Genomic DNA, 24466 nt, shown 5'->3' on the forward strand with positions numbered 1-24466 from the left:
GCCCCGATCGTGCTGTAATGAGTCAATGCACTTCAACCCTTACGGCGGAGCGGCGGCGCAGATCGCCGCCGACCTGGTCAACCTCGGCGACGCCGCCGACCCGGCCACGCTGACCGCGATCTTCCGCGACCGCATGACCGTCGCCGCCGTGAAGGACCACGAATCGGCCGAGATCATCGCCTGGACCAAGCGACTCCGGGACGTCTTCGAAGCCGGCCCGGCCACCCGCGTCGACCTGGTCAACGCGCTGCTCCACGACTCCGCGTCGAAGCCCTACATCTCCACCCACGACGGCAAGGCACCCCACCTGCACTACGTCGACGCACACGCCGGCACCGCATCCCGCGTCCGGGCCTACACCGCGGGCGGACTCGCGCATCTCGTCTGCGACGCCCCGGACCGCTTCGGCGTCTGCTCACGCGAAGGCTGCGAGACGGTCTACGTCGACGTCTCCCGCAACGGCCGCCGCCGTTTCTGCTCCACCCGCTGCGCCACCCGGGTCCACGTCGCCGACCACCGGAACCGGCAAGCGAGCTAGGTCCGGCGCACCAGACAAAGGAGCCCTCGCAGTACCTGGATCACCAGGGTCTCCCAGCCGCCCGAAACGCCTGTCAACCTCGTCGAATCGCCCTTGCCGATGACAGGAGACCCATGGCGGACAACCGATTCACCCCTCACCCGGAACTGTTCGATCTGAGCGGGAAGCTCGCCCTCGTCACCGGCGGCACCCAGGGCATCGGGACGATGATCGCGCGCGGCCTCCTCCAGGCGGGCGCCCGCGTCGTCATCAGCTCACGAAAGGCGGACGCCTGCGCGGAGGCGCAACGTCTGTTGTCCGAATTCGGCGACGTCCGAGCGATCCCCGCCGACCTGTCCAGGCACGACGAGTGCCGCCGCCTCGCCGATCTGGTCACTGCCGACTCGGATCACCTGGACATCCTGGTCAACAACGCGGGAGCGATGTGGCGAGAGCCGCTGGAGACGTTCCCGGACGAGGCATGGGACTCGGTGCTCGACCTCAACCTCAAAGCGCCGTTCTGGCTGGTGCAGGCGCTGCTACCCGCACTGCGCAGGGCGGGCACCGCCGACGATCCCGCCCGGGTCATCAACATCGGCAGTATCGCCGCCATCCACGTCGCCGAATCGCCCAACTACTCCTACGCCGGCAGCAAGGCCGCACTCCATCAACTCACCAGGGTGCTCGCCCGGGAACTGGGCCCACACCACGTCACGGTGAACGCGGTGGCCCCAGGGCCGTTCCCCTCACAGATGATGGCGGCCACGCTCGATGCCCTCGGCGACACGATCGCGGCGAAGGCCCCTCTGCGCCGGCTCGGCCGCGACGACGACATGGCCGGTGTCGCCGTCTTCCTCGCCAGCCGGGCGGGGTCCTACCTCACGGGCACCGTCATCCCGGTGGACGGCGGCATCGCGACGACCGCATCGGGGACCTGAGCGTCCGCCTACGGTGGGAGGATGGCCACGATGGATCCACGCGCCGACATCCGCGAGTTTCTCAGCTCCCGGCGCGCCCGCATCACACCCGCGCAGGCAGGCCTGACCGCGTATGGCGGCAACCGGCGGGTCAAAGGACTTCGCCGCGAAGAAGTAGCACTACTGGCCGGGGTCTCGGTCGACTACTACGTGCGCCTGGAGCGCGGCGGCCTCGCCGGCGCTTCCGACGGCGTGCTCGAGGCGCTGGCCTCCGCCTTGCAACTCGACGAGGCGGAACGCCGGCATCTGTTCCACCTCGCGCGCCGATCCGGCACCCCACGCCGGCGTAGGACCACCGCGACGGTGCGCTCCACGCTGCAGCAGGTGCTCGACGCCATCTCCGACGCCCCCGCCTGGATCGGAAACGGCCGTTACGACGTGCTCGCCACGAATCAACTCGCTCGCGCGCTGTATTCACCGGTACTGGCCGATCCGCGACAGCCCGCGAACACGGCGCGATTCGTCTACCTCGACCCCGACGCGGCCCGAGAATTCTTCATCGACTACGACCACGTCGCCGACGCCGTCGCCACCAAGCTACGCATGGAAGCCGGCCGCAATCCCCACGATGAGGAACTCATCTCCCTGGTCGGCGAACTGTCGACGCGCAGCGAGCCGTTCCGGCGTCGCTGGGCATCTCAAGACGTGCGACTGCACCGCTCCGGCCGCAAGCGCGTGAACCACCCGATCGTGGGCCGGCTCGACTTGGACGTCGAACCCTTGGAACTCGCCGCCGAACCCAGCCTGCACCTGAACGTCTACACCGCACCCGCGGGCACACCGACCGCCGACAACCTGGCGCTCCTGGCGTCGTGGGCGGCATCGAACCACTAGATCGCGTACCGCCACGCCGTCAACGCGTGCGCCGAGAACCACGCGCCCAGCACCACCCACGCCACCGCGGCCGCCACCGCCGTCACCGTCCGCCGCTTCGACAACCCGATCGCGATCGGCACCAGCACGGGGAAGGCGGGCAGGATGAACCGGATCTTCGCGTCCGGCAGCCCCCGCGTGCCGATCGCCAGCAACAGCACCCCGGCCCCGTACAGCGTCAACGGCCACGGCACCCGGATCAACGCCGCCACCACCGCCAACGCCACCGCACCCAGCAGCAACAACACCGTCAGCGTGCTGAACACCGACTCGTCCCCGGTCAACCGCGCCACCACCGAATCCACGGTCTCCGCACCGAAGTCGAACTCGGTGTTCCAGCCCCGCAACTCGATGTCCTGCCAGCCGGTCCAGCTGCCCGTCCGGTACGCGACGAACCCCAGATACCCGGCGACCCCCAACGGAGCCACCACCGCACCCGCCAACGCCCACCAGCGCTCCTCGCTCCGCCGGAAGACCGCAATCAACGCCGCCACCACGACCACCGCGACCAGCACCACCGCCGTCGACCTCGACAAGCCCGCCGCGAAAGCGCACAGACCCGCCAGCATCCAGCGCCGCTCCAGCACCCCCACCAGCGACCACACCGCGAACGCGCAGAACACCGCTTCCGTGTAGGCCATCGAGAACACGATCGCCATCGGCGCCCCGGCCCACAACGCCACCAGCAGCAACCCCGTCCGGTCACCCCGCTCCGGCGAAACCGCCCGCCCGATCCGGATCAACCCGCACGCCAGCACCAGACCGCCCAGCACCGACACCGTCAACGCCGCCGTCACCACATCCGGCCCGAACCACATCACCGCACCGACGAGCTTCGGATACAACGGGAAGAACGCCATCGGCGCGTCCGAATACGGCTGCCGCGCCGCGTCCAGCGTCCCCGGCAGATCCGCATACCCGTGCACCGCCAGCCGCAGATACCACTGCCCGTCCCACGCCGTCAGCCGATCGGTCAGCGTGGCACCCCGCCGGGCGGCCAGCAGATCGAGCAGCTGGACACTCGCCGTCCGGATCACCAGATACAGCAGGATCGCCCGCGGATAGGGCGACGTGGCGAGTCTGTCGAGGAGCCCCTCGAACACACGCGCCGGACGCCCCTGCCGGGGTCCCTTCCCGGGAGCGGCGGGCTGATCAAGGTCGTCGACTTCTCGGAGCACGCTCAGAGTGTCCACAATGCCGGGTCAGCTCGCCGTTCGGTCCCGGAGATTCCCCGGCCCCGCGCAGGTGGGGAAGCCCACAACCCAGGCTCGTGACCCCACCTCGATCTTGTGTTTCCCAGCCACCGCCCCCGGCTCCTACGTTCGAAGTCATGAGCGAACAGAACCTCAAGGACACCGTCGCGATCATCGCCGGCGGAGCGAAGAACCTCGGCGGGCTCCTCTCCACCACCCTCGGCGAAGCAGGCGCCAAAATCGTCGTCCACTACCACGGCGACACCTCCGCGGCCGACGCCGACAAGACCGTCGAAGCCATCCGCGGCGCCGGCTCCGAAGCCACCGCCGTCCAAGGCGACCTCACCCAGGTCGCCGACGTCCGCCGCCTCTTCGACACCGCCGTCGACACCTTCGGCCACGCCGACATCGCGATCAACACCACCGGCATGGTCCTGCGCAAACCGATCGTCGAAACCACCGAAGAGGACTACGACCGCATGTTCGCGGTCAACGCCAAAGCCGCCTACTTCTTCATCCAGGAAGCCGGACGACGCCTCTCCGACAACGGCAAGATCATCAGCCTCGGCACATCCCTGCTGGCCGCCTTCACCGACGGCTACTCCACCTACGCCGGCGGCAAAGCCCCGCTCGAACACTTCACCAGGGCCGCCGCCAAGGAGTTCGCCGACCGCGGCATCTCGGTCAACGTCGTCGCACCCGGCCCCATGGACACCCCGTTCTTCTACCCGCAGGAAACCCCCGAACGGGTCGAGTTCCACAAATCCCAGGCCATGGGCGGACGACTCACGAAGATCGAGGACATCGTGCCGATCATCCGGTTCCTGGCCACCGACGGCGCCTGGTTCACCGGCCAGACGATGTTCCCCAACGGCGGCTACACCACCCGCTGACCCTTACCCTGGCCACGACGCCGTAGACCGGACACGAAGGGGAACCCCTGGGTGGGCCTGGACCTGTACAAGCTGAACCACCTCATCGCCGTCGCCGAAGAAGGCAGCTTCACCCGCGCGGCGACCCGGCTGCACCTGAGCCAGCAGGCGCTGTCGACCTCGGTGCGCACGCTCGAGCGGGAAGTCGGCGTCCCCCTGCTCGAGCGGAGCGCCACCGGCGTCACCGTGCTCCCCGCCGGACAGGCACTGATCGCCGACGCCCACCTCCTGCACGGCATCGCCGACTCCGCCGTCCGGCGCGCCAGGCGCATCGGCCGCAGCGAACCGGAACGACTCCGCGTCGGCCACACCCCCGCCGTCACCGGCGACGAGGTCACCGCCCTCCTGCGCAAACACCAGACCGACCCCGACCTGATCATCGACGTCAACCAGCGCTACCCCGACGAACTCGTCGCACAGCTGCTCGGCGGACAACTGGACCTCGGCCTCGGCCGCGCGCTGACCCTCGCGCACGGCCTGGCCGGGACCACCCTGATCCGGCGGCGGCTCAACGTCGCGGTCGCCACCGGGCACCGGCTCGCCGACCGCGAATACCTCGCGTTGACCGACCTCGACGGCGAGGAGATCACCGTCTGGGGACACCCCGGCCGCTCCGGATACACCGACCTGCTCGTCAACCTCTGCCGCGACGCGGGATTCGAACCCCGTGTCCGCCGCAACCCGATCCAGGGGACGCCACCGGTCACCGCCGTCCTCGACACCGAAGGCGTCGCGTTCGTGACCGCGCCACCAGGACCGGCGGCGGGCGGCGCCGTCCACGTCCGGGAACTCCGGCCCGCCGTGCACGTCCCCCTGCAAGCCCTCTGGCCGCAGCACAGCACTTCCGACGCACGCCAAGCGTTCCTGGCTTCCGCACAGGGGTTCTAGGCTTCGCCACTTCGCCGGTCGTGATGCTCCAGCAGCTTCGACAGCAGCGCGGTCAACCGCTTCCGCTCGTCGGCCGATAGCGGAGCCAGCAGTTCGTCCTGCCGTCCGGCCAGCTGTTTCTCCAGCCGCCGTAACTGCCGCCTCCCCGCGGTGGTCAGCGAGATGACGTTACGCCGCCGATCGGCCGGATCCGGGGCACGCTCGACCAGTTCACGCTCGGCGAGCTCGTTGATCGTCGCGACCATCTCGCTCACGTGGATACCGCTCCGACGGCCCAGCATCGCCTGGCTGGCCGGCCCGAACTCGTCCAGCGTCGCCAGCACGCGGTAGTGGTAGCCGCGGGCGTCGACGGCGGAGAACCCGTCGGTCACCAGCCGATGCGCGTGGTTCGCGGTCTGCGTGAGCAACCAGCTGGGCAGCTTCCGCCAGCCGCCGGGCGGCTCCTCCGAGAGGTTCTCCATGTGACGAGTCTAACGAATCGTTGGGTGCCCGAACGATTTCGGTATCGTTGGGTCGCCAAACGTTTAGTGACCCAACGAATTGAGGAGCAGACGTGACGATCCAGCCCTTCCACATTGACATCCCCCAGGCCGACCTCGACGACCTCGCCGACCGGCTGGCCCGCACCCGCTGGCCCAACGAGGTCGCCGACGCGGGCCTCGACTATGGATTCCCGCTCGCCCGCCTCCAGGAACTCGCCGAATACTGGCGAACCGGGTACGACTGGCGCGCCCACGAGGCCGAACTCAACGAGCTTCCGCACTTCACCACCGAGATCGATGACCAGAACATCCACTTCGTCCACGTCCGCTCGGAGAACCCGGACGCGCTCGCGCTGGTCCTCACCCATGGCTGGCCCGGTTCGTTCCTGGAGTTCCTCGACCTGATCGAGCCGCTCTCGCGCGACTTCCACCTGGTGATCCCTTCAATCCCGGGCTACGGCTTCTCCGGCCCGACCCACGACCGCGGCTGGAGCGCCGACCGGATCGCCCGTGCGTGGGCGGAACTGATGCGCCGCCTCGGGTACGAACGCTACGGCGCCCAAGGCGGCGACTTCGGCTCCGGGATTTCGACGGCACTCGGCGCGGTGGCACCGGAGCACGTCATCGGGGTGCACGTGAACTACCTGCCGACCCGGCCGGATCCGGACGCGGGTATCGAACTGCCCGAACAGGACGAAGCCCGCCTGGAGAAGGTGAAGCGGCTCATGGCGAATCGTCCGCCGTATCAGGCGCTACAGGCGGCGACCCCGCAGACCATCGGCTACGCGTTGACCGACTCGCCCGTCGGCCAGCTCGCCTGGATCGCCGAGCGCTTCGCACAGTGGACGGACCCACGTACGCCGGTCAGCGACGACCGGATGCTCACGGACATCTCGCTGTACTGGCTGACCGCGACCGCGGGTTCGTCCGCGCGACTTCACCACGACGCCGGAAGAGGGAACACTCCTTGCCGGGTACCGCTCGGCGTCGCGGTGCTCCCGTGTGACATCACGCAGTCGGTGCGGCCATTGGCCGAGCGGCTGTACGACATCAGGCACTGGTCGGAGTTCGAACGTGGTGGCCACTTCGCCGCGATGGAGGTTCCGGATCTGCTCGCCGCGGACATCCGCGAGTTCTTCCTCGGCCTTGCCAAGTGACGACAGAACGGCCCCGAGTCTGCTCGACTCGGGGCTTTCTTTTCTTAGTTGAGCAAAGAATTTTTAGCTTCGCCCAGATGTATAGGTCGTTATACATCTTGAATGATCAGCGATGCGCCGGGACGTCGGCCGCCTCGACCGTCCTCCGGTCTTCCAGGACGCGCTGCTTCGCGTTCTCGATATGCCTGCGCATCGCCGTGGCCGCTTGGTCGGCCTCCCCCGCCACCAAGGCGTCGTAGACGACGCGGTGCTCCTCCGCCGCCAACCCGGGCGCTCCCCCGGCGGAGCCGAGCTTGGCGAAGAACCGGAATCTCTGCACCTGGCCACCGAGTGACCGGTAGGCCTTCTCCAGGAACGGATTGTCCGCTTGCGCGGCGATGAGCAGGTGGAACCGCTCGTCGATCGTCCAGTACGCGCTGAAGGCCGCCGTATCGGGCGATGTGGCCGCCCGCGCGAGGTCGTCGACACTTTTCAAGACCTCATCGAGGAACTCGGGGGTCGTCCGCCGGGCGGCTTCGAAGGCGAGCGCGGGTTCGAGGACCAGGCGGGCGTCCATCAGCTTGACCAGTTCGAACTCGGTGAGCAGCGGGGCCACCCGGTAGCCCTTGAGTGCCTCGCGGCGGACGAGTCCGGTGTGTTCCAACCGCGCCAGCGCCTCTCGGAGCGGCGTCTGGCTGACGTCGAGTTCCCGTGACAGCGCACCGATGTTGACCGGTTCACCCGCGGTCCATCGGCCGTCGGTGAACTGGCCAAGCAGCACCTCGTACATCCGGTCGGCGAGCGGCTGCCGTCCGGACTTCCGCGGGGAAGTCATGTGTCCCTCCTTCGTCGCCTCACGATATCCCGCGCGGCCGGAAGCCTTGATCTTGCATGACTATACTATTGACACGAATCCTATAGTATTTTCACAGGATGCCTTCCGAACAGGAGAAACGAACCGGATGACCATGCGCGTACTCGTCACGACCTCGTATCTGAAGCCCGGCGGCGAGGTCGACAAGCTGCTCTCGGACGCGGGTTTCGCCACCGTCTTCACCACTCCCGCGCAGCGCGAGGTCACCGGCACTCCCCTGGCGGACCTCGTCCGCGACGCGGACGGCATCGTCGCGGGCACCGACGCCTTCACCGCCGACGTCATCAAGGCGGCGACCCGGCTCAAGGTCTTCGGCCGCTGCGGTGCCGGCTACGACAACATCGACCTCGACGTGGCGACCCGCCGCGGCGTGGCCGTCACGTACACCCCCGGCGCCAACCGCCGGTCGGTCGCCGAGCACGTCCTCGCGCTCATGCTCAACTGCGCCCGCCTGATCCCCCAGAACATCGCGGGCGTCCGGGCGGGGCAATGGGAGCAGCGCAGCGGACGGGAACTCGACGGCGCCGTGCTCGGCCTGATCGGACTGGGGTCGATCGGCAAGACCGTGGCGCGGCTGGGGCTGGCACTCGGGATGCGGGTGGTCGCCCACGATCCGTACCCGGACGACGAGTTCCTGGCGGAAACCGGCGTCGAAGCCCGGAGCTTCGACGAGGTACTGGCGGAGGCCGACTTCCTCAGCCTGCACATCTTCCTCGACGACTCCACCCGTCACCTGATCGACGCGTCCGCGCTGCGGAAGGTCAAGCCCGGTGCCTTTCTGATCAACACCGCCCGGGGAGAAGTCGTGGACGAGGACGCCCTCGCCGACGCGCTGGAGAACGGGACACTGGCCGGCGCCGCCCTGGACGTCCTCGCGAAGGAGCCCTTGCCGCTCGACAGCAAGCTGCGCGCCCTCGACAACGTCGTGATCACCGCCCACATCGGAGCCGCGACGGAACAGGCCCGGTCCCGCTCCAGCCTGATGGCCGCTCGGCAAGTGATCGACGCTCTCCAGGGCCGCACCCCCGGCAACCTCGTCAATCCCGGATACCGCCGATGATCCTCCACAATGGACTCCGGCTCGACGCCAACCTCAAGTGGCTTTTCACGGAGCTGCCGTTCGAACAGCGCTTCGACGCGGCCGCGGCGGCCGGCTTCACCGCCGTCGAGTACGCCTCGCCGTACCTCTTCCCCGTCGCCACGCTGGTCCGGCGGCTCGCCGACGCCGGCCTGACTCAGATCCTCGTCAACTCCCCGACCGGCGGACCCGGCTCCCCCGAACGGCTCGGCTACGCGTGCCTGCCGGGCCGCGCGGCCGAGTTCCGCGCGGGAGTGGAGCTCGGCCTCGAGTACGCCGTGGCACTGAACAGTTCGTTCCTGCACCTGCCCGCCGGAATCCGGCCGTCGGACGTCTCCCGTGACCGTGCCTTCGCGCAGTACGTCGCGAACATCGCGTGGGCGGCGGACAAGGCACGTGGTACCGGCGTCCGGCTCCTGCTGGAGGCACAGAACAAGCAGGACGCCCCGGGCTTCGTCCTCGACGACCAGGAACACGCGGCAGCGGTGGCCGACGCGATCGACCAGCCCCACGTTCGGCTGCTGCTCGACGTCTACCACGCCGCCATCGACGAGAAGGACGTCGTCACGGCGGTGCGGAAGTTCCTGCCACGGGCAGCCCATCTCCAGATCGCCGACTCACCCGGCCGGGCCGAACCCGGTACCGGCCGCATCCCCTGGGCCGACATCTTCGACACCCTCCGATCCGAGGGATACGACGGCTGGATCGGCTGCGAGTACCGGCCGGCCGCCGGCACCGAAGCCGGACTGAGCTGGACCAAGGAGCAGATCCGATGAGCCCGCGCATCGCGTTGATCAGCGCCACACCGGCCGCGATCCCACCCGCCGTCAGCGCGTTGGAGTCGGGGTTCCCGCAGGCCCGGCCCTGGAACATCCTCGACGACCGGCTGCTGGCGGACGGCGGCGAGGACGGTCGCACACCCGCCTTGGACGACCGGATGCGACGTCTCATCGAGTACGCCGTCGCCGGTGGCGCCGATGGAGTCCTGCTCACCTGCTCGCTCTACGGCGAGATTACGAAGCAGGTCGAAGCACCAGTCCCGCTCCTCGCCCCCGACGAAGCGGCTTTCGACGACGCGCTCGCCGGCGGGCACGACCGGATCCTCGTGGTCGCCTCCTTGGCCGCTGCATTGAGCGACTCGACGGCACGCTTCGAACAGGCGGCCCGCGACAAGGGGGTCGATGTCGAGGTCGGTGGACTCCTCGCGCCCGGCCGGCTCGTCGAAAGCTGCCAGGCGCAAGGCCGAGGCTGGGATCTCGTCCTCCTCGCCCAGTACTCGCTCGCCCCGGCCGCCGACGAGCTGTCCTCCGCACTCGGCGTACCGGTCGTGTCCGGGCCCCGCAGCGCCGCAGCGAGGCTGAAGGCGGTGATCGGCGGATGACCGGCGTGCTCGGCGCGATCGCCGACGACTTCACCGGCGCGACCGACGTCGCCGTCGCGTTCCGGCGGGGCGGGCTGCACACGCTGTTGTTCTTCGGCGTCCCATCCGGAAACGAGGTGACACCACCGCACGACGCGATCGTGATCGCACTCAAGAGCCGCGCCATCCCGGCCGAGGAGGCGGTCGCGAAATCCCTGGAAGCGTTACGGTGGCTACAAAACCGGAAAGCCGACCAGATCTACTTCAAGTACTGCTCCACTTTCGACTCGACGACGCACGGCAACATCGGCCCGGTTCTCGACGCGTTGTCGCAGACCCTGTCACCCGCCAGGGTCATGACGACACCCAGTTCGCCGGAGCACGGGCGAACGCAGTACCAGGGCCACCTCTTCGTCGGTGACACGCTGCTGGCCGAATCGCCCATGCGCGACCATCCCGCGACCCCGATGACGGACTCGCACCTGCCTCGCCTGCTGCGGGCGCAGACCACCACACCGGTTTCGCTGCTCACTCACGACGTCGTCCGTCGCGGCGAGCCCGCTGTCCGTGAAGCGTTCGACGGAAAGACCGGCTACGTGCTCGTCGACGCGCTCACCGAGGACGACCTCCGCCTGCTGGGCAAGGTCGTGGTGAAGTCCCCACTCGTCGCGGGCGCGGCGGGTCTCGCGGCCGGTGTCGCCGCCGCGCGAGCCTCCACCACTCCTTCGTCGACCGAGCCACCCACGCCCTCCGGCCCGGCCGCCGTACTGGCCGGAAGCTGCTCGGCACGAACACTGGAGCAGGTCGCCGTCATGAAGCGGCTCGGGCGTCCCACACACCGACTCGACCCCGTGGCGACGCCGGATCCGGAGGCGCTCGCGGCGGAAGCACTCGCCTGGTACGACTCCCTGACCGAGCCCGGACCGCTCGTCTACTCGTCGTCGAGCCCGGCGGAGCTGCACCGTACGCACCAGGAACTGGGCGTTACGCGGTCCGCCGGAATCCTCGAGAAGGCGACCGGGCTCATCGCTGTCGGTCTCGTGGAGCGCGGAGTGCGCAGGCTCGTGGCCGCGGGCGGCGAGACGTCCGGCGCGGTGGTCACCGCGCTCGATGTCCACGGCGGCGTCATCGGGACCGAAGCCGCTCCCGGGGTGCCGTGGATCCATCCCATCGGGGACCGCCGGCCCGCTCTGCTGCTCAAGTCGGGCAACTTCGGCGATCCCGACCTCCTCGCGACGGCGTCGCTCTCATGAGCACCGACCGGCTCCCCCGCGAACGCGTCGTCGCCGCGGCCAGGTCCCTGTACGACCGCGGTCTCACCCACGGCCGCACGGGCAACCTCTCGTTGCGCCACGGCGAGCAGATCCTCGTCACGCCGACCGGCGCCTGCCTCGGCACCGTGCGCCCCGGCGACCTGTCGGTCATCGACGCGGACGGAAACCACCTCGCCGGACCTCCGCCCTCGAAGGAGGCCTTCTTCCACGCGACCGTGCTGCGACAGCGGCCGGCCGACAACGCGGTCGTGCACACCCATTCGACGTATTCCGCCGCCGTCTCGTGCCTCGACGATCTCGACCCGGACGACGCCATTCCGCCACTGACCGCGTACTTCGCGATGCGGGTCGGCCGCCTCCCGCTGCTCCCCTACCACCCGCCAGGAGACCCCGGTGTCGCCGAGCCGATCGCCCGCGCCGCCGCCGTCCATCCGGCATTCCTGCTCGCCAACCACGGCCCGGTGGTCGCTGGGGCGAACCTCGACATCGCACTGGACACGCTCGAAGAACTCGAGCACACCGCGGAGCTCTTCCTGCTCCTGCGTGGCCACTCCACGCGACCGCTGACCGATCGTCAGCGCGACGCCCTCCACTCCCCACCCGCCCGAAGGGATACCCCATGATCAGCCTCTTCAGCGCCCTCTCCGTCAAGAAGGCGCTCGACGACGTACTGCTGCACGCGTTCACGACCCGCCACGCGGTAGACGTCGAAGTCACTTTCGACCCCACCACGATCCTGGTCGAGAAGATCGGCGCGGGCGCCGAACCGGACGTCGTGATCGCCGTGTCCAGCGCCTTCGCCGGGCTCGAGGCCACCGGCGCCGTCATCCCCGAATCCCGCGTCGTACTGGCGAAGAGTGGTATCGGCATCGCCACCGCGCCGGAACTCGTCGACCCCGACATAGCCACGGTCGACGCACTCCGCGCGACCCTCACCTCGGCTCGCTCCGTCGCCTACTCCCGTAGCGGAGCGAGTGGCATCTACTTCGCCCGGCTGCTCGAAGAACTGGGCATCGCCGACGAGGTGAACAAACGAGCCACCGTGGTGGAGAAGGGCTTCACCGCACTCGCTGTCACCGACGGCCGCGCCGACCTCGCGGTGCAGCAGATCAGCGAGCTGAAGTTCGTCCCCCAGGCCCGAGTCGTCGGCCCGCTCCCCGACGGCGCCCAGCACTACAGCGAACTCTCGGCCGCGCTCGGCCGCACCGCCCCGCCCGAAGCCGCGGCTTTGCTGCGGTTCCTGTCCAGCGCGGAGGCCATGGCCGCCTACCGCGACGCCGGCCTCGTCACCGAGGGCTCACCACGGACCAGCGCGTGAACGCGATCCTGGCGCTGGTCGCGTTCATCGCCGCCATCGTCGTGTGGAACGCGATCTTCAAACGCAACATCGGCGAAGCGATGGTCGTCGGCTTCCTTGTCACCGCCGCCTTCGCGGGCGCAGACTTCTTCGCCGTGGCCTGGGAAAGCCTGATCGACGGGCTCAAGTCGGAGATCACCTTCGCCGCTCTCGCGTTCGTCTTCGTCAGCGAACTGCTGACCAGGACCGGACTCGTCCAGCGGATGGTCGACATCCTCAGTTCCTTCCTCGGGCGCAGGCGAGGGGGATCCGCCTATGCCGCCACGGTCGCCTCCGGACTGTTCGGCGCGGTCGCCCACAACGGTGCCGCGATCGTCGCGACCGTCGGATCGATCACCATCCCCTGGATGAAACGGTCGAAGGCCAGCGGCGAGACCGCCGCCCTGGTCCTGTCCGGGAACGCCGGTGTCGGCGCCACCTTTCCCTTCAGTGGCGCGTTCTTCATCCTCCTCGCCGCCCCGACCGTGCTGCCGGTGCTCAGCGCGGGCGACATCGTCGCGACGGTCTTCGTCACCGGCGCCTGGATGGTGGGGATGCGGCTGATCATGGCCTACGTGATCGTGAAACGCCGTGGCGTGCAAGCGATGGAGCCGCAGGACATCCATCCGCTGCGTGCGTCGTTCAAGGTCGGCTGGCCGTCGCTGATCGTCCTCGGTTCGATCGCCGTCCCGATCCTGCTCACCGCCCCGCCGACCGCGGACTTCGTCTCGGACCGCATCGGTATCGACGCCCCGGACGCGATCCCGCTGCTCATCTGGCTGCCGATCGTCATGCTGCTGGTCGGCCTGCTCGTCGAGCGGAGACTGCTGCCCAAGGGGCGGGCGCAGTGGCGGGACCTGTTCGGCGCGGTCGGCCCCAAACTCGGCCTGGTCGGGGTCACGATGATCTCCGCTTTCGCCGCCTCGAACGTGTTGAAGACGCTCGGCCTGGACGATCAGCTCAAGCCCTATCTGGAGGGCCTCACCGGCGTCTCCCCGCTGGTGGCGGCCATCGTGGTCGGCGTCGTCATCGTGGTCGTCGCCGGGCCGCTCAACACGACGTCGACGGTCGCCGCCGTGGGCCCGGTGGCGTTCGCCGCGTTGACCGCGGCCGGCATCCCACCCCACGTCGCCTTCGCGGCGATCCTCGTGTGGGCGTCGTCGGAAGGGTGCTCCCCACCCGGCGCCGCGCCGCTCTACGTCGCGGCGGGCATCGCCGAGATCAACCCGGTGCGGATCTTCGTCCCGGTCGTCCTCTACTACCTGTTGCCCACCCTGTTGTTCGGCGTGCTGATGGCCGTCGGCCTGCTATGGCTTCCTGGAGCGTGATCGCCGTGTACCGGATACTGCTGGCCGCGACCCGCGTCTGCCTGTTCGCGTTCCTCTCCGGCGGCTTCGTGGTCGTCGCCGGCCAAACACTCGGCATCGTCGTCGGTTCCGGCCCGCTCGTATCGGCGTTCGGCACCGACGTCGCCGACCATGTCTGTGTCGTCGCCGGGATCTCGGGAATCCTCGCGTTTTTGTTGCTCTATACGAGAGAAGGGCGAGAAAAGGGTTCTGACGTCGAAGAATGACGTACGCCGCCCCGACGTATAGAGCGTTATACGTCGGGGTGCGACTCACCGGCGGATCGACTCATGAAATGGCACTCAGTGCCACGATCAGGATTCATTCAAGGCGGCGTTGACCTTGGCGATCACGTCGTGCAGAGGGGTCGCCGTGGTCATCACCGCGACCATGGTCGCCTCGGGCGCGGCGTCCTGGACCTTGAACGCGTCGATCACCAGCGCGAAGGCCTCGGCCGCACTGGCGGCGATGTCGTCCCGGCCGCCGCTGCGCAGCCAGCGCCGGAGCACGTGGTTGTTGGCGGCCGCGATCGCCGCGGCGGCCACGGCCGCCCGCAGGCTCGCCGTCTCGTCGCCCTGCTCGGTGAAACGCGCTCGCAGGTAGCGGGCGAGTACGCGCTGATAGCGGTCGACGGTCGCGACTTCCTTGTCCCGCAACGAAGGCACCGTCCGCGTCAGCGTGAACCGCTTGAGCGACACGTCGAGCTCCGCGGCGTAGGAGTCGAGGACCAGGCCGACGGCGGCGCAGGCCACTTCGACGGGATCACGATCCGGATCCGCGGCGGCGAACGTCTCCTCCATCTCCGCCACGATCTCGTCGTGGTTGGCGAAGAGCACGTCGTCCTTGGCGTCGAAGTACCGGAAGAACGTCCGCCGGCCCACCCCCGCCGCGGCCGCGATCTCGTCCACCGTGGTGGCCTCATAGCCCTTGGCCACGAACAGGTCCACCGCCGCCGCAGCGAGCGCACGGCGCAGACGGCGCCTCCCGTCGGGAGTCGCGCCTGCTCTGGTCACCGGCGCTCGACGCGGCGAATCGGTCATAGCGGGACGGTAGCAGCACTTGCTAGTGGCACTGAGTGCCGTTACGCTGTGCGGAGTCCTCATCCCCCGCTCGGAAGGCGCCGACGATGTCGCTGGACCACCAAGTACTCCCGGTCGAGTCACGTTCGATCCGCCCTCGGGGCGACGCCTTCTACGGCCGGCTCTTCGGCTGGTCGCTCAAATGGCGCGGGCCGCAGCCGTTCTTGGTGCTGGAAGGCGGGATCTGCGCCGTGACCCTGCCCAAGATCAACGCCGCCCAGGTCCTCGGCAGGCTCGCCGAGACCGGATGCGACGGCCCCGCCCTGGCGGTACTGACGCAGCAGGGCCCGCGGGTGGCCATCCTCGCGGAGACCGACGGGCTGATCCCGTCCCGGGAATCCCTCCCGCAGCACGTCGAAGTACTCGCCTGGGGCACACTGCTCCCGCTTCCCACCGACTCCGGGCGAGCCGAGGCCCACGCGGAATGGCTCTCGGCGCCGGATCCCCGGCAGCGGTGGCTTCCCAGCCTGGACGCGGTCCTCGCGGGCGTCCGCCCGAGGTAGCGCACGCGGTTCATGCCGCCACCTCCGCCTGAGCGGAGACGAACAGGGCTCCACCGTCCGATTCGGACAGTGTGATCTCGAGGGTCGCCCCTTCCGCCAGCGGCGGCAGATCGCTCAAGGTCACGCGGCCGATCAGCCGTTGTCCACGACGCGCGTTCACCGCGCCGGGACGCCGGACCTCGATTCCCGAACGGTGCCACACACGAACGCTGCCTGCCGCCCGGCTACGCAACCGGCTTCCGCACCAGGCCGCGAGCGCGGCTCCCGCCGTGTTGCACAGCACGTCGTCCAGCGAACCCACCCGTCCGGCGCCCTGCCAGACCTGAAGGCATTCGATCGACACGGACATGGCGAACGCCGCCAGGACGATCCTCGGCACCGGCTTCGCCCAGTCGAAGCGCATCGGCGCCAGTACCGCGAGCGGCGCCAGCAGCAAGACGTTGCCCGCCAGCTGGAACAGGGCGACGTCCGGGCGGTCGTCGAACACGGGCAGCACGTCGCCCAGCAGGTGGAGACTCACCGGCGAACCGTGGCCCGCCATCGGCACCGGCACGAAGACGACCGTGATCACCGCGAAAAGCGATGCCAGCAAAGCGAAATCCAGCGCGATCAGGTACCGGCGACGCCGGTTTCCCCGACGGCGCGCGACGAATTCGGCGACGACCGCACCGGCCGCGGCGGCGAGCAGCGACCACGGTGCGGCGTCGAAGAATGCCTGCCACCACCATCCCATGCACTCCCCTTTCGCCGATGATCGTCTTCGGCGAGGGTGGCAGCATCGCGAAGACCAGACAAGAACCCTGGCTATTGTCGGTGAATAACTACCATCCGCGTTGATACTTCACGGAGTTCGGTTGTCACGGTCGTGCGGTCAGCGCCGGACCGATCCAGCGGCGGACGAGGGCCCGCAACCGCTCGTCGGTATGCGGCGGCGTCGAGGGGTACTGCAGGAACGACAGGAACAGCCGCATCAGCATTTCGGCGAGTCCTTCGAAGTCCTCGTCGGTCGTCACACCCACCTCGGCCCAGTCGACCGGCACGTTCCGGAGGATCCGCGCGCCGAGCGCGAACGACTGCGACGAAGTGACCGCCACGGTGAAGACGTCGGCCTCGCCCGCTTTCAGGAGCAGCCCCAGGTACGGCTCGTCGGGGACCGCGCGGACGCCGAACACCACGGATTCCACCGCGACCTCGGCGGGGTCGCCGAACGTGGCCAGATGCCGTTCCATCCGCCGGGCGAACTCTTCGACCCGGTCCAGCGCGACCGCGCCGAGGATGTCGGCGAGGCTCGGGAAGTAGCGGTAGACGGTCTGCCGGGTGACGCCCGCTTCCGCGGCGACATCGGAGAGGCTGGTCTTGGCGAGGCCGACCCGGTCGATGCAGGCGGTCGCCGCCTCGACGATCCGGCGGCGTGCCTCGCGTTCGGTCCCGGGCGGATTGCCCCGCCATCCGTGGTGCCCCATACGTCTCATCTTCCCCGACGGGGAATCTCAGACGGTGGCAGGTGCAGCACGGCGCACGCGGTACAGCGTGGCGAGCATCAGGCCGGCGGCCACGAAGCAGGCCAGTACGTAGAGACCACTCCCCGGCGTCATGCCGTTTTCGATGACGGCGCCCAGCCAGAACACGGCCATCGCACCCAGGTAGACGGCGGGGTAGAACCGGGCGAATGGTGTCAGCTGTTCTCCGGTGCCTCGATGCCGGACGAAGATCCAGATTCCCGCCACCCACAGCAGCGCCAGCTCGACCGCGAGGATCCACGCTTGCGCGGTCACATTGCCGACGAAAAGGCTCGACGGGAGCCCGGCGATCACCATGCTCAGAGGGGTGAGGACACCTGCCACCACGATGCGGGCCACCAGCGACCATCTGCGCCTCGGACCACTGGCGAGCCGCACCACCAGATAGGTCATGGCGCCCATCGACACGGAGGCGAAGAGCAGCATGCTGGTCATGGGGACGGAATCCAGCGCCGAGTGATTGACGATCCGGTTGTTCCCGTTCCAGGCCCACCACTTCAGCTGCGGGCCGAGGTGGTCGAAGACCTCGTAGAACACCTGGCAGGCGAAGGCGACCGCCACCGATCCCGCCAGCGCGCCGCGTGCGCGGAAGATCCCCAGTGACCGGACGAGTTCGTAGGCGAGCTGGCTGACCATCGGGTAGAACGCCACGATGTAGAGCGGCAACCGGTCCCACATGAACTGCACGGTGAACCGGTTGTGGGCGAAGATGAACCCGTACTGCCGCTCGAGGCCGAACCATTCCGGGAAGTACAGGGGAGGTTCGATGACGAAGAGGTAGACCAGCGAAGCGCACCACAGCGCGAGATTGGCCGAGTCGCCCTGGCGATGACGGCGGACAGCGTGCACCAGCGCGAACACGGCTCCGCCGAGGACGAGCAGTTCCAGCAGCGGCATCGTCCAGTGTCCCGCTGTCCAAGGTGGACGGACCGAGAGCCAGGCGGACACGTCGTGGCAGTCGAAGCCGAGGTCGCGGGTGACCCCTTCCGCGTCCGCCCCGCATACGGCGCTCATCGGGCGACCGCCGGTTCGGCGGCGCCACCTTCCGGTGAATAGTCCGTGACCGGCGGCTCGGCGCGGGCGTCGAAGTCGAACGGGATCCGGTGCCGCCCCAGCGCCGCCCGGATCCGGTAGCGCACGAGGCCCGCGATCACCCGCGGGTTGGTCATCATGTCGCGCAACGACTCGTCGAGGTTGAACACCTTCGCGAAATGTTCGTCGACCACGTCGTCTTCGCGGGCGGCGCCGACGATGAGCCTGAACGCCGGGCCGGACACCGCCGAGAGCAGGCGTCGCTTCCACTCCCCCGCCTTTTCGGTGCCGACCGCGCAGGCGTACCCCTGGTCCCTCGCCATCGCCAGGCTCCACGGCACGTTGAGCAGCTTGCGCTGGGCCGCGAGGAATCGTGCGGAGAAGTCGGTGTCGAGACGTTCGGCACGGGCGAGGTGCTCGCGCAGCAGGAGCGCCGAGCCGGCGGCGGAACTGATGCCCTGCGCGTAGAAGGGGTTGAACGCGCAGATCGAGTCGCCGACGAACGCCAGCCGCTCCGGCGGGGTGCGGAGCCGGTCGTAGCGGCGCCATTTGTTGCCGGTCGACCGCGTGAGGTGGACCTCGGACGTCGGGGTGGAGCGGTCCATCGCGGCCGCGAACAGCGGCGCCCGCACCCGGCGGGCCGACTCGACGAACGCTTCGGTGGTGCGCGGCATTTCGATGCCCCACGAACCCATGCACGCGATGACCCGGTTGCCCTCGATCGGGAAGAAGTTGACCAGGAACTCGTGCTCGTCCGGATGCGGGCCCTTGTCGGGGGTCGGCATGATCACCAGATGCCGCCACCACCAGGACGGCGGCCGCTCCTCGGGCGACGGCAGGTCGTACCAGCGTGAGGTGTAGGTGACTTTGGCGTCCAGGGTCCGCACTTCGGGTTCCGGCCAGCCCGCCGCCACCAGCCAGGCGCCGACGGAGGAACCGCGGCCCATCGCGTCCACCACGAAGTCGGCGTCGAGGTGCTCCTCGCCGTCGCGCGTCGAGAAGCCGACGCCCGTGACGGCCCCGTCCCGGGTCGTCAGCCCGCTGACCGCGACGCCCTCGCGGATCACGACGTTGGTCAGGCCGCGGACCTTGTCCCGCAACACGCGCTCGATGAGGATCCGGGAGCTGTAGATCATCGTCATCGCGCTGCGTTTCCGCGCCGACCAGCCCTTCCCGTCGAGGTAGGCGGCGTCCATCGACGGCATGAGATGCAGCCCGCCGGCGGCGATGAGGTCGTCCTCGAATCCAGGGAACAGCGCCCCGATCGCGCGGCGGCCCGAGTTCAGGAGGAAATGCGGATGTTTGCTCTGCGGTACCCCGCGCCGGTGTTCGGCCTCGGCCGGAAGCTCGTCGCGTTCGAGCACCAGCACGCGATCGAAGTACGGGGCGAGCGCGCCCGCGGTGCAGAGTCCGGCGGCGCTGCCACCGAGAACGATGGCGGTCTTGCCGAGTCGCATACGACCAACTCCCAGCGTCATTCATACACTTTGACAACGCCTGTATGAATGTATGAACGAGGCCGAGGGCTGTCAAGATGCCGACGGATGTGCCTGAAGGCGGATCACGCGTGCTTGAAGGCGTAACTCGCGTGATTGGAGCCGTAACTCGCGTGTTCGGGCCGGATCAGCGAGTTACGGCTTCAAGCACGCGAGTTACGGCTTCGATCACGCGTGTTCGGGCGAAGGCTCGACCCCTCGGGGTCCGAGCAGGAGACCGCCGACACTCGCCGCACCGGCGCTGCCGAGAGCGATCCCCCAGCCGACCGGCCCGAGCGGCGTGCACCCGAAGAACTGGCTGACCCCGGGGGTCTGGACGAGTATCGCCAGCAGGGCGGCGGAGCCCAGGCCTGCGGCGAGGACGGTCCTGTCCCGGCCGCCGACGGCCAGCGTCTGTCCGAGCTGGGTGCCGATCAGGGAGACGAGCGCGATCGTGCTCGCCTGGCGTCGCCTGCCGGTCATCCGCGCGAGGGTCCACGCGGTGGACGCCCCGAGCGTCGTGGTCACCGCGCGCGTGGTGATGTCGCGCCGGAGCGCGTTCCCGAGCGACGCGCTGGGACCCTCCCGCAGCAACTCCGGTACCGACTCGCTGTCCGGCCTGCTCAACGCGATCGCCAGCGCGGGCGCGAGGTCGGTGAGCAGGTTCATCAGCAGCAACTGGCGGGCGGTGAGCGGTGAACGTCCGGTGACGACCGAGCCGAGCACGGTGAAGGCGATCTCCCCCAGGTTCCCGCCGAGCAGGATGCCGAGCGCTTCGCGGACCGACGCCCACATCGCCCGGCCTTCCACCAGCGCGGCGACGATCGTCTCCAGCCGGTCGTCGGTCACCACGAGGTCCGCGGCCGCCCTCGCCGCGGCCGTGCCCCGCTGCCCGAGCGCGATCCCGACGTCGGCGAGCCGGATGGCGGGCGCGTCGTTCGCACCGTCGCCGGTCATCGCGACGACCCGGCCGCCGCGCTGGTAGGTCTGGATGATCCGGACCTTCTGCGCCGGGCTGCACCGGGCGATCACGTCGACGTCGGCGAGTTCCCGATCGAGCTCTTCGTCATCGAGTTCCTCGATCCGCGCGCCGGTGAGCACCTTGGTGTCGCCGTTGCGTCCGGAGATCTCCTCCGAGACGGCCTCGCCGGTGGCCGGATGATCGCCGGTGATCATCACCGTGCGGACTCCGGCCTCGCGCAACCGATCCGCCGCGGGCGCGGCGCTGTCCCGCACCGGATCCGCCAGCGCGACGAAGCCGAGGAACCGGAGATCGGTGACGTCGTCCTCGGAGAGGTCCTTTGTGGACACAGGGCGTTCCGCGACGGCCAGGACTCGGTGCCCGGCCGCGGCCAGGCGCCCGGCCCGTTTCTCCAGCCTGCCGCGGACACCCGCGCCCATCGGCCGGTCGCCGTGCCGGGTGCATCGCGGAAGGACGGTCTCCGGTGCGCCCTTGACGCACACCACGTGCCGCTCGCCGAGTTTCCCGTTGGTCGCGTGGAATCCCCGCGACGGCTCGAACGGGACCGCGCCGGTCTTCTGCCAGCCGCCGGCGTCCACACCCGCGGTGAGGCCGCCCTCGAGAACGGCTTGATCCGTGTGATGCGGCAGTTCCTCGGGGTTCTCCGCCCGGGGCGTCGCGCGGACGGCCGCGGCCAGCACCGCCCGGTGGCTCTTCCGCAGCCGGCTCACCGAAGCGGTGGTCCTGCCGTCGTCGATCCGGTTGACGCTGAGCTTGCCTTCGGTGAGGGTGCCGGTCTTGTCGAAACAGAGGACGTCGACCCGCCCGAGCGCTTCGATGGTGCGCGGATTGCGGACGAGCGCGCCGTTTTCGGCGAGTCGCCGGGCGGCTGCCAGCTGGGCCGCGTTCACCAGGAACGGCAGGCCTTCCGGCACCGACGCGACCGCGAGGTTCACCGCCGCCCCGACACTTTGCCGCAGCGGTACGCCGCGGATGAGTCCGGCGCCCGCGACGGCGGCCGCCGAGCCGACCGCCACCGGCAGGGCCTGCTTGGTGAGCGACGCGAGCCGCGCTTCGACGCCGGTCTCGGGCGCGGCGCCTCGTGCGGCGGCCATCCCCCGCCCGACCTCGGTCTCGTCTCCCGTCGCCACGACGACGGCGGTCACCTTGCCCGCGGCGACCGTGGTGCCCTCGTACAACATCGACGCCCGCTCGGCGAGCTCCGCCGCCACGACCGGCGCCGAGGCCTTCGGCACCGGCAACGACTCGCCGGTCAGCGAGGACTCGTCGAGCTCAGCACCGGTCGCGTCGAGCACCCGGCAGTCCGCCGGCACGACGTCACCGGACCGCAGCGACACGACGTCGCCCCGCACCAGCGCGTCGGCGACGATCTGCCGCTCGGCACCGTCGCGCACGACCGTGGTCACGGTCGCGGACCGTTCGAAGAGCCCGGCCAGTGCGCGGTCGGTGTGCACCTGCTGCACGCTGCCGATCAACGCGGACACTCCGACGATCCCGGCGACCAGCGCGGCGTCGACCGGCGACCCCACCGCGGCCGAAACCGCCGCTCCTCCGGCCAGCACCGGGGTGAGTGGGTTGGCGAGCTCGGCCATGAACGCCTTCGCGATGCTCGTGCCGGCGCTGCCGTGGCCGCCCGCACGATCGGCGGGCGCGCGTCGTCGGGCATCGCGCTCGTCCAGGCCGCGGGGACCCGAACCGAGCCGGTCGAGCACGACGTCCGCGGGCATCAGATGCCACGGCGGCGCGACGCGGCCCGAGGAGGGTGCCTTTCGCTCGCCGGTGAGGGTGCGAGCACGCCAGACCCCGTCACCGAAAGCCATGAGCGCCCCGGCGTTCACCGCGCGAAGGCCGCTCGCGGCGGGCCTGCGCCGGGCGCTGAGCGCGGTCACGCCGCCGATTCCGCTGGCCGCGGTCGCGAGCATCGTCGAATCCCGGACGACCGCCCTCGCGGCGGTGATCGCCTCGACGAGCAGGACGGCCGTGCCGATGTCGCGGCCGATCAGCACATGTGCGCCCCAAGGCGGCGGCGTCCCGTCCTCGTGCACGCCGACTCCGCAGTCCGACGCCCCCAGCGCCCGGCGATCGTCGGAGACCAGCATGACCACACGTCCGCACGCCTGGAGTTCGCGGACGGCGTCGAACACCGCCCCACCGTCGGTCTGGATCACCCGGAGGCCGGCGGCCTCGGCCGCGGAAGCCACCGCGTCGACGTCGGGCGAGCGCTCCTGAGCTACGGCGAGCAGCCCGGCCGCCCGCCCGTCACGGACCAGCCCCAGCACCAGGTGGGCGCCCTGGTCCAGCATCCGCTGCCGGTCGGGGAAACCGGTGACGTCCAGTTCGTCGACCGGGCCGAGCGTCCACTCGCCGTCCCGCCGCACCACCTCGGGCTTCTCCGGGTCGAACAAGGCGAAGGCGGCCGCCGTCAGGTCCACCTGGTCACCATCGGGCACGGGGACCAGATCGCTGAGGACGTTCGCGCCCGCGCCGAACGCCGTGGTGTCGATGACGATCGTGTCGAGCAGGTCGAGCCCGCGCAGCGCGGACCGGTCCATCACCAGCGCACCGCGCCTGGCGAGAACTTGGCCCAGCTGGGCGGAGAACGCGGCCGCGCCATGGGACGGGGCCTTGGGCAGCGCGGAGATCCCGACGGCGGCGGCGCGCCTCGGCCCGACGAACGGCAGGGCCGCCGCGGCGGCCGCGGCGCCGGCGGCGATGGACCGGCGCGCGTGCCGATCGGCGGCGCTTTCCGGAAGCGGCCACGGCCGTTCGCTCACCACCGAGTCGGCGCCGGCGTGCTCGCGCTGTCCGACCAGCCTGGACTCTGCCGCGCACCAGGCCCGCTGGTGCGCCTTGGCCTCCCGCCATTGGGTGCCGCGGAGCATGATGTCCAGTACCGTTCCCTCGCTGCGGGCCGCGAGACCGTGGGCCAGCGCCGCGCCGATGGAGGTCGCCGAGTCCGCCCTCTCTCGTCCGCGCAGCTTCCGGTCCGCCAGGTCACGCAGCCGCGGGTGCAGGTCGACGAGTGACGCCAGTGCCGCGGCCTCCGTCGGCAGCGGAGCCCACGGCATGATCTTCGAAGCCACCGACAGCACCAGTCCCGCGGCGTCGGCGGCGAGGGTGGACGGCAGCCGGGTCGCCGTGGTGCCGTCCGCCGGATGGTGCAGTTCGTCTTCCTCGACCCGCTCGGCTTCGGAAGCGGGCTCCGCCTCCGCCCGTTCGACCGCGCGGATCAGCTCCAGACGCCGCGGTCCGGGATCCTCGACCGCGACGACCACCCGGGACGTCGGGGCGTTCACCTGCACCCAGCGCACGCCCGGGATCTCCGCCAAGGCTTGTTCCACCCGCCGGGCGACGCGGGCGCCGTCCGGGCCTTTCACGCCGTGCGCCTCGATGTAGAGCCTGCCGGGACACGACCAGACCGCCCGCCGCGGTCCGCGTCCCGGGATCCCTTCCAGCGGCAGGAGGGCCAGCCCGGCCAGCCCCCGGGCGACCCGCCCCAGCGTCCGCGACGGTTTGGGGAAGGCGACACCCAGCACGTCCACGGTCTCCAGGTCCGTCCGCCGCATGCGGCATCCTCCTCGCGCTCGGTGCCTTGTGGGTCTCACCGAG

At 69.8% G+C, this 24466-nt stretch carries 24 protein-coding genes; 15 read left to right on the plus strand and 9 right to left on the minus strand.

Annotation, left to right across the window (positions count from 1 at the left end):
• The first annotated feature begins 25 nt into the window (after window positions 1-25).
• The 3 genes from H4W30_RS20370 (at window position 26) to H4W30_RS20380 (ending at window position 2328) form a co-directional block, all read left to right on the plus strand.
• The gene (locus H4W30_RS20370; protein WP_192744328.1) at window positions 26-538 is read left to right on the plus strand and encodes a CGNR zinc finger domain-containing protein; all 513 of its coding nucleotides are present in this window, start codon (window positions 26-28) and stop codon (window positions 536-538) included.
• 113 nt (window positions 539-651) lie between these two features.
• The gene (locus H4W30_RS20375; RefSeq protein WP_192744329.1) at window positions 652-1455 is read left to right on the plus strand and encodes an SDR family oxidoreductase; all 804 of its coding nucleotides are present in this window, start codon (window positions 652-654) and stop codon (window positions 1453-1455) included.
• A 21-nt stretch (window positions 1456-1476) separates the two neighbouring features.
• Window positions 1477-2328: a helix-turn-helix transcriptional regulator gene (locus H4W30_RS20380; RefSeq protein WP_192744330.1), complete on the plus strand. Its 852-nt coding sequence runs from the start codon at window positions 1477-1479 to the stop codon at window positions 2326-2328.
• Here the strand turns inward: H4W30_RS20380 and H4W30_RS20385 are convergent.
• The gene (locus tag H4W30_RS20385) at window positions 2325-3545 is read right to left on the minus strand and encodes a hypothetical protein (RefSeq protein WP_318780632.1); all 1221 of its coding nucleotides are present in this window, start codon (window positions 3543-3545) and stop codon (window positions 2325-2327) included. The genes H4W30_RS20380 and H4W30_RS20385 overlap by 4 nt on opposite strands.
• 152 nt (window positions 3546-3697) lie before the next feature.
• Here H4W30_RS20385 and H4W30_RS20390 point away from each other — a divergent pair, with 152 nt between their 5' ends.
• Together H4W30_RS20390 and H4W30_RS20395 are read left to right on the plus strand one after the other, a co-directional pair.
• On the plus strand, window positions 3698-4453 hold the full coding sequence (locus H4W30_RS20390; protein ID WP_192744332.1) for an SDR family oxidoreductase: 756 nt from the start codon (window positions 3698-3700) through the stop codon (window positions 4451-4453).
• A gap of 51 nt (window positions 4454-4504) precedes the next feature.
• Window positions 4505-5380 (plus strand): LysR family transcriptional regulator, encoded by an 876-nt coding sequence (locus tag H4W30_RS20395; RefSeq protein WP_192744333.1) that lies wholly within the window; start codon window positions 4505-4507, stop codon window positions 5378-5380.
• On the opposite strand, the gene H4W30_RS20400 is transcribed toward H4W30_RS20395, so the two are convergent.
• Entirely contained in the window at window positions 5377-5841 is a 465-nt protein-coding gene (locus H4W30_RS20400; protein WP_192744334.1) for a MarR family winged helix-turn-helix transcriptional regulator, read from the minus strand. The genes H4W30_RS20395 and H4W30_RS20400 overlap by 4 nt on opposite strands.
• A 92-nt stretch (window positions 5842-5933) precedes the next feature.
• On the opposite strand from H4W30_RS20400, the gene H4W30_RS20405 reads away from it, so the two are divergent.
• On the plus strand, window positions 5934-7019 hold the full coding sequence (locus H4W30_RS20405; RefSeq protein ID WP_318780633.1) for an epoxide hydrolase family protein: 1086 nt from the start codon (window positions 5934-5936) through the stop codon (window positions 7017-7019).
• A gap of 106 nt (window positions 7020-7125) precedes the next feature.
• Here H4W30_RS20405 and H4W30_RS20410 read toward each other — a convergent pair whose 3' ends face one another.
• Window positions 7126-7833, minus strand: a complete 708-nt coding sequence (locus H4W30_RS20410) for a GntR family transcriptional regulator (protein ID WP_192744335.1) — start codon at window positions 7831-7833, stop codon at window positions 7126-7128.
• Between the two features lie 127 nt (window positions 7834-7960).
• Between H4W30_RS20410 and H4W30_RS20415 the strand changes: the two genes are divergently transcribed.
• From H4W30_RS20415 to H4W30_RS20450, 8 genes are read left to right on the plus strand one after another with little or no spacing between them, the layout of a single operon-like run.
• Window positions 7961-8932 carry a phosphoglycerate dehydrogenase gene (locus H4W30_RS20415; RefSeq protein ID WP_192744336.1) on the plus strand — a complete coding sequence of 324 codons (972 nt, stop codon included), beginning with the start codon at window positions 7961-7963 and terminating at the stop codon, window positions 8930-8932.
• Window positions 8929-9726 (plus strand): hydroxypyruvate isomerase family protein, encoded by a 798-nt coding sequence (locus H4W30_RS20420; protein ID WP_192744337.1) that lies wholly within the window; start codon window positions 8929-8931, stop codon window positions 9724-9726. Before H4W30_RS20415 ends, H4W30_RS20420 begins: the two co-directional genes overlap by 4 nt.
• A complete protein-coding gene (locus H4W30_RS20425) occupies window positions 9723-10331 on the plus strand; it encodes a hypothetical protein (RefSeq protein ID WP_192744338.1) in 609 nt (202 codons plus the stop codon). The genes H4W30_RS20420 and H4W30_RS20425 overlap by 4 nt, the downstream gene beginning before the upstream one ends.
• Window positions 10328-11563: a 3-oxo-tetronate kinase gene (gene otnK, locus H4W30_RS20430; RefSeq protein WP_192744339.1), complete on the plus strand. Its 1236-nt coding sequence runs from the start codon at window positions 10328-10330 to the stop codon at window positions 11561-11563. Before H4W30_RS20425 ends, otnK begins: the two co-directional genes overlap by 4 nt.
• Window positions 11560-12207 carry a 3-oxo-tetronate 4-phosphate decarboxylase gene (otnC, locus tag H4W30_RS20435; RefSeq protein ID WP_192744340.1) on the plus strand — a complete coding sequence of 216 codons (648 nt, stop codon included), beginning with the start codon at window positions 11560-11562 and terminating at the stop codon, window positions 12205-12207. Before otnK ends, otnC begins: the two co-directional genes overlap by 4 nt.
• Window positions 12204-12902: a molybdate ABC transporter substrate-binding protein gene (locus H4W30_RS20440; protein WP_192744341.1), complete on the plus strand. Its 699-nt coding sequence runs from the start codon at window positions 12204-12206 to the stop codon at window positions 12900-12902. The genes otnC and H4W30_RS20440 overlap by 4 nt, the downstream gene beginning before the upstream one ends.
• Window positions 12899-14248: a TRAP transporter large permease subunit gene (locus H4W30_RS20445; RefSeq protein ID WP_192744342.1), complete on the plus strand. Its 1350-nt coding sequence runs from the start codon at window positions 12899-12901 to the stop codon at window positions 14246-14248. Before H4W30_RS20440 ends, H4W30_RS20445 begins: the two co-directional genes overlap by 4 nt.
• A gap of 5 nt (window positions 14249-14253) precedes the next feature.
• Entirely contained in the window at window positions 14254-14493 is a 240-nt protein-coding gene (locus H4W30_RS20450) for a hypothetical protein (protein WP_192744343.1), read from the plus strand.
• An 87-nt stretch (window positions 14494-14580) separates the two neighbouring features.
• On the opposite strand, the gene H4W30_RS20455 is transcribed toward H4W30_RS20450, so the two are convergent.
• Entirely contained in the window at window positions 14581-15306 is a 726-nt protein-coding gene (locus tag H4W30_RS20455) for a TetR family transcriptional regulator (RefSeq protein WP_192744344.1), read from the minus strand.
• 86 nt (window positions 15307-15392) lie between these two features.
• On the opposite strand from H4W30_RS20455, the gene H4W30_RS20460 reads away from it, so the two are divergent.
• On the plus strand, window positions 15393-15848 hold the full coding sequence (locus H4W30_RS20460; RefSeq protein WP_192744345.1) for a glycogen operon protein GlgX: 456 nt from the start codon (window positions 15393-15395) through the stop codon (window positions 15846-15848).
• Between the two features lie 10 nt (window positions 15849-15858).
• Here the strand turns inward: H4W30_RS20460 and H4W30_RS20465 are convergent, their stop codons facing one another.
• The 5 genes from H4W30_RS20465 to H4W30_RS20485 form a co-directional block, all read right to left on the minus strand.
• Window positions 15859-16581 (minus strand): VanZ family protein, encoded by a 723-nt coding sequence (locus H4W30_RS20465; protein WP_192744346.1) that lies wholly within the window; start codon window positions 16579-16581, stop codon window positions 15859-15861.
• 124 nt (window positions 16582-16705) lie between these two features.
• Window positions 16706-17311, minus strand: coding sequence for a TetR/AcrR family transcriptional regulator (locus H4W30_RS20470; RefSeq protein WP_192744347.1), 606 nt, complete (start codon window positions 17309-17311; stop codon window positions 16706-16708).
• A 27-nt stretch (window positions 17312-17338) separates the two neighbouring features.
• Window positions 17339-18382 (minus strand): hypothetical protein, encoded by a 1044-nt coding sequence (locus H4W30_RS20475; protein ID WP_192744348.1) that lies wholly within the window; start codon window positions 18380-18382, stop codon window positions 17339-17341.
• Complete coding sequence (locus tag H4W30_RS20480) at window positions 18379-19857, minus strand: FAD-dependent oxidoreductase (RefSeq protein WP_192744349.1); 1479 nt, start codon at window positions 19855-19857, stop codon at window positions 18379-18381. The genes H4W30_RS20475 and H4W30_RS20480 overlap by 4 nt, the downstream gene beginning before the upstream one ends.
• A gap of 207 nt (window positions 19858-20064) precedes the next feature.
• A complete protein-coding gene (locus H4W30_RS20485; protein ID WP_192744350.1) occupies window positions 20065-24423 on the minus strand; it encodes a cation-translocating P-type ATPase in 4359 nt (1452 codons plus the stop codon).
• Between the last annotated feature and the right edge of the window lie 43 nt (window positions 24424-24466).

Source organism: Amycolatopsis roodepoortensis (assembly GCF_014873915.1).
In the GTDB taxonomy this organism is placed as follows: domain Bacteria; phylum Actinomycetota; class Actinomycetes; order Mycobacteriales; family Pseudonocardiaceae; genus Amycolatopsis; species Amycolatopsis roodepoortensis.

What these genes read in the sequence shown, in the direction of transcription:
- H4W30_RS20390 (WP_192744332.1), top strand. Translation starts at nt 3,698, where the DNA reads ATGAGCGAACAGAACCTCAAGGACACCGTCGCGATCATCGCCGGCGGA.
- H4W30_RS20380 (WP_192744330.1), top strand. Translation starts at nt 1,477, where the DNA reads ATGGCCACGATGGATCCACGCGCCGACATCCGCGAGTTTCTCAGCTCC.
- H4W30_RS20465 (WP_192744346.1), bottom strand. Translation starts at nt 16,581, where the DNA reads ATGGGATGGTGGTGGCAGGCATTCTTCGACGCCGCACCGTGGTCGCTG.
- otnK (WP_192744339.1), top strand. Translation starts at nt 10,328, where the DNA reads ATGACCGGCGTGCTCGGCGCGATCGCCGACGACTTCACCGGCGCGACC.
- H4W30_RS20475 (WP_192744348.1), bottom strand. Translation starts at nt 18,382, where the DNA reads ATGAGCGCCGTATGCGGGGCGGACGCGGAAGGGGTCACCCGCGACCTC.
- H4W30_RS20460 (WP_192744345.1), top strand. Translation starts at nt 15,393, where the DNA reads ATGTCGCTGGACCACCAAGTACTCCCGGTCGAGTCACGTTCGATCCGC.
- H4W30_RS20455 (WP_192744344.1), bottom strand. Translation starts at nt 15,306, where the DNA reads ATGACCGATTCGCCGCGTCGAGCGCCGGTGACCAGAGCAGGCGCGACT.
- otnC (WP_192744340.1), top strand. Translation starts at nt 11,560, where the DNA reads ATGAGCACCGACCGGCTCCCCCGCGAACGCGTCGTCGCCGCGGCCAGG.
- H4W30_RS20370 (WP_192744328.1), top strand. Translation starts at nt 26, where the DNA reads ATGCACTTCAACCCTTACGGCGGAGCGGCGGCGCAGATCGCCGCCGAC.
- H4W30_RS20425 (WP_192744338.1), top strand. Translation starts at nt 9,723, where the DNA reads ATGAGCCCGCGCATCGCGTTGATCAGCGCCACACCGGCCGCGATCCCA.
- H4W30_RS20375 (WP_192744329.1), top strand. Translation starts at nt 652, where the DNA reads ATGGCGGACAACCGATTCACCCCTCACCCGGAACTGTTCGATCTGAGC.
- H4W30_RS20400 (WP_192744334.1), bottom strand. Translation starts at nt 5,841, where the DNA reads ATGGAGAACCTCTCGGAGGAGCCGCCCGGCGGCTGGCGGAAGCTGCCC.
- H4W30_RS20480 (WP_192744349.1), bottom strand. Translation starts at nt 19,857, where the DNA reads ATGCGACTCGGCAAGACCGCCATCGTTCTCGGTGGCAGCGCCGCCGGA.
- H4W30_RS20470 (WP_192744347.1), bottom strand. Translation starts at nt 17,311, where the DNA reads ATGGGGCACCACGGATGGCGGGGCAATCCGCCCGGGACCGAACGCGAG.
- H4W30_RS20410 (WP_192744335.1), bottom strand. Translation starts at nt 7,833, where the DNA reads ATGACTTCCCCGCGGAAGTCCGGACGGCAGCCGCTCGCCGACCGGATG.
- H4W30_RS20415 (WP_192744336.1), top strand. Translation starts at nt 7,961, where the DNA reads ATGACCATGCGCGTACTCGTCACGACCTCGTATCTGAAGCCCGGCGGC.
- H4W30_RS20485 (WP_192744350.1), bottom strand. Translation starts at nt 24,423, where the DNA reads ATGCGGCGGACGGACCTGGAGACCGTGGACGTGCTGGGTGTCGCCTTC.
- H4W30_RS20440 (WP_192744341.1), top strand. Translation starts at nt 12,204, where the DNA reads ATGATCAGCCTCTTCAGCGCCCTCTCCGTCAAGAAGGCGCTCGACGAC.
- H4W30_RS20420 (WP_192744337.1), top strand. Translation starts at nt 8,929, where the DNA reads ATGATCCTCCACAATGGACTCCGGCTCGACGCCAACCTCAAGTGGCTT.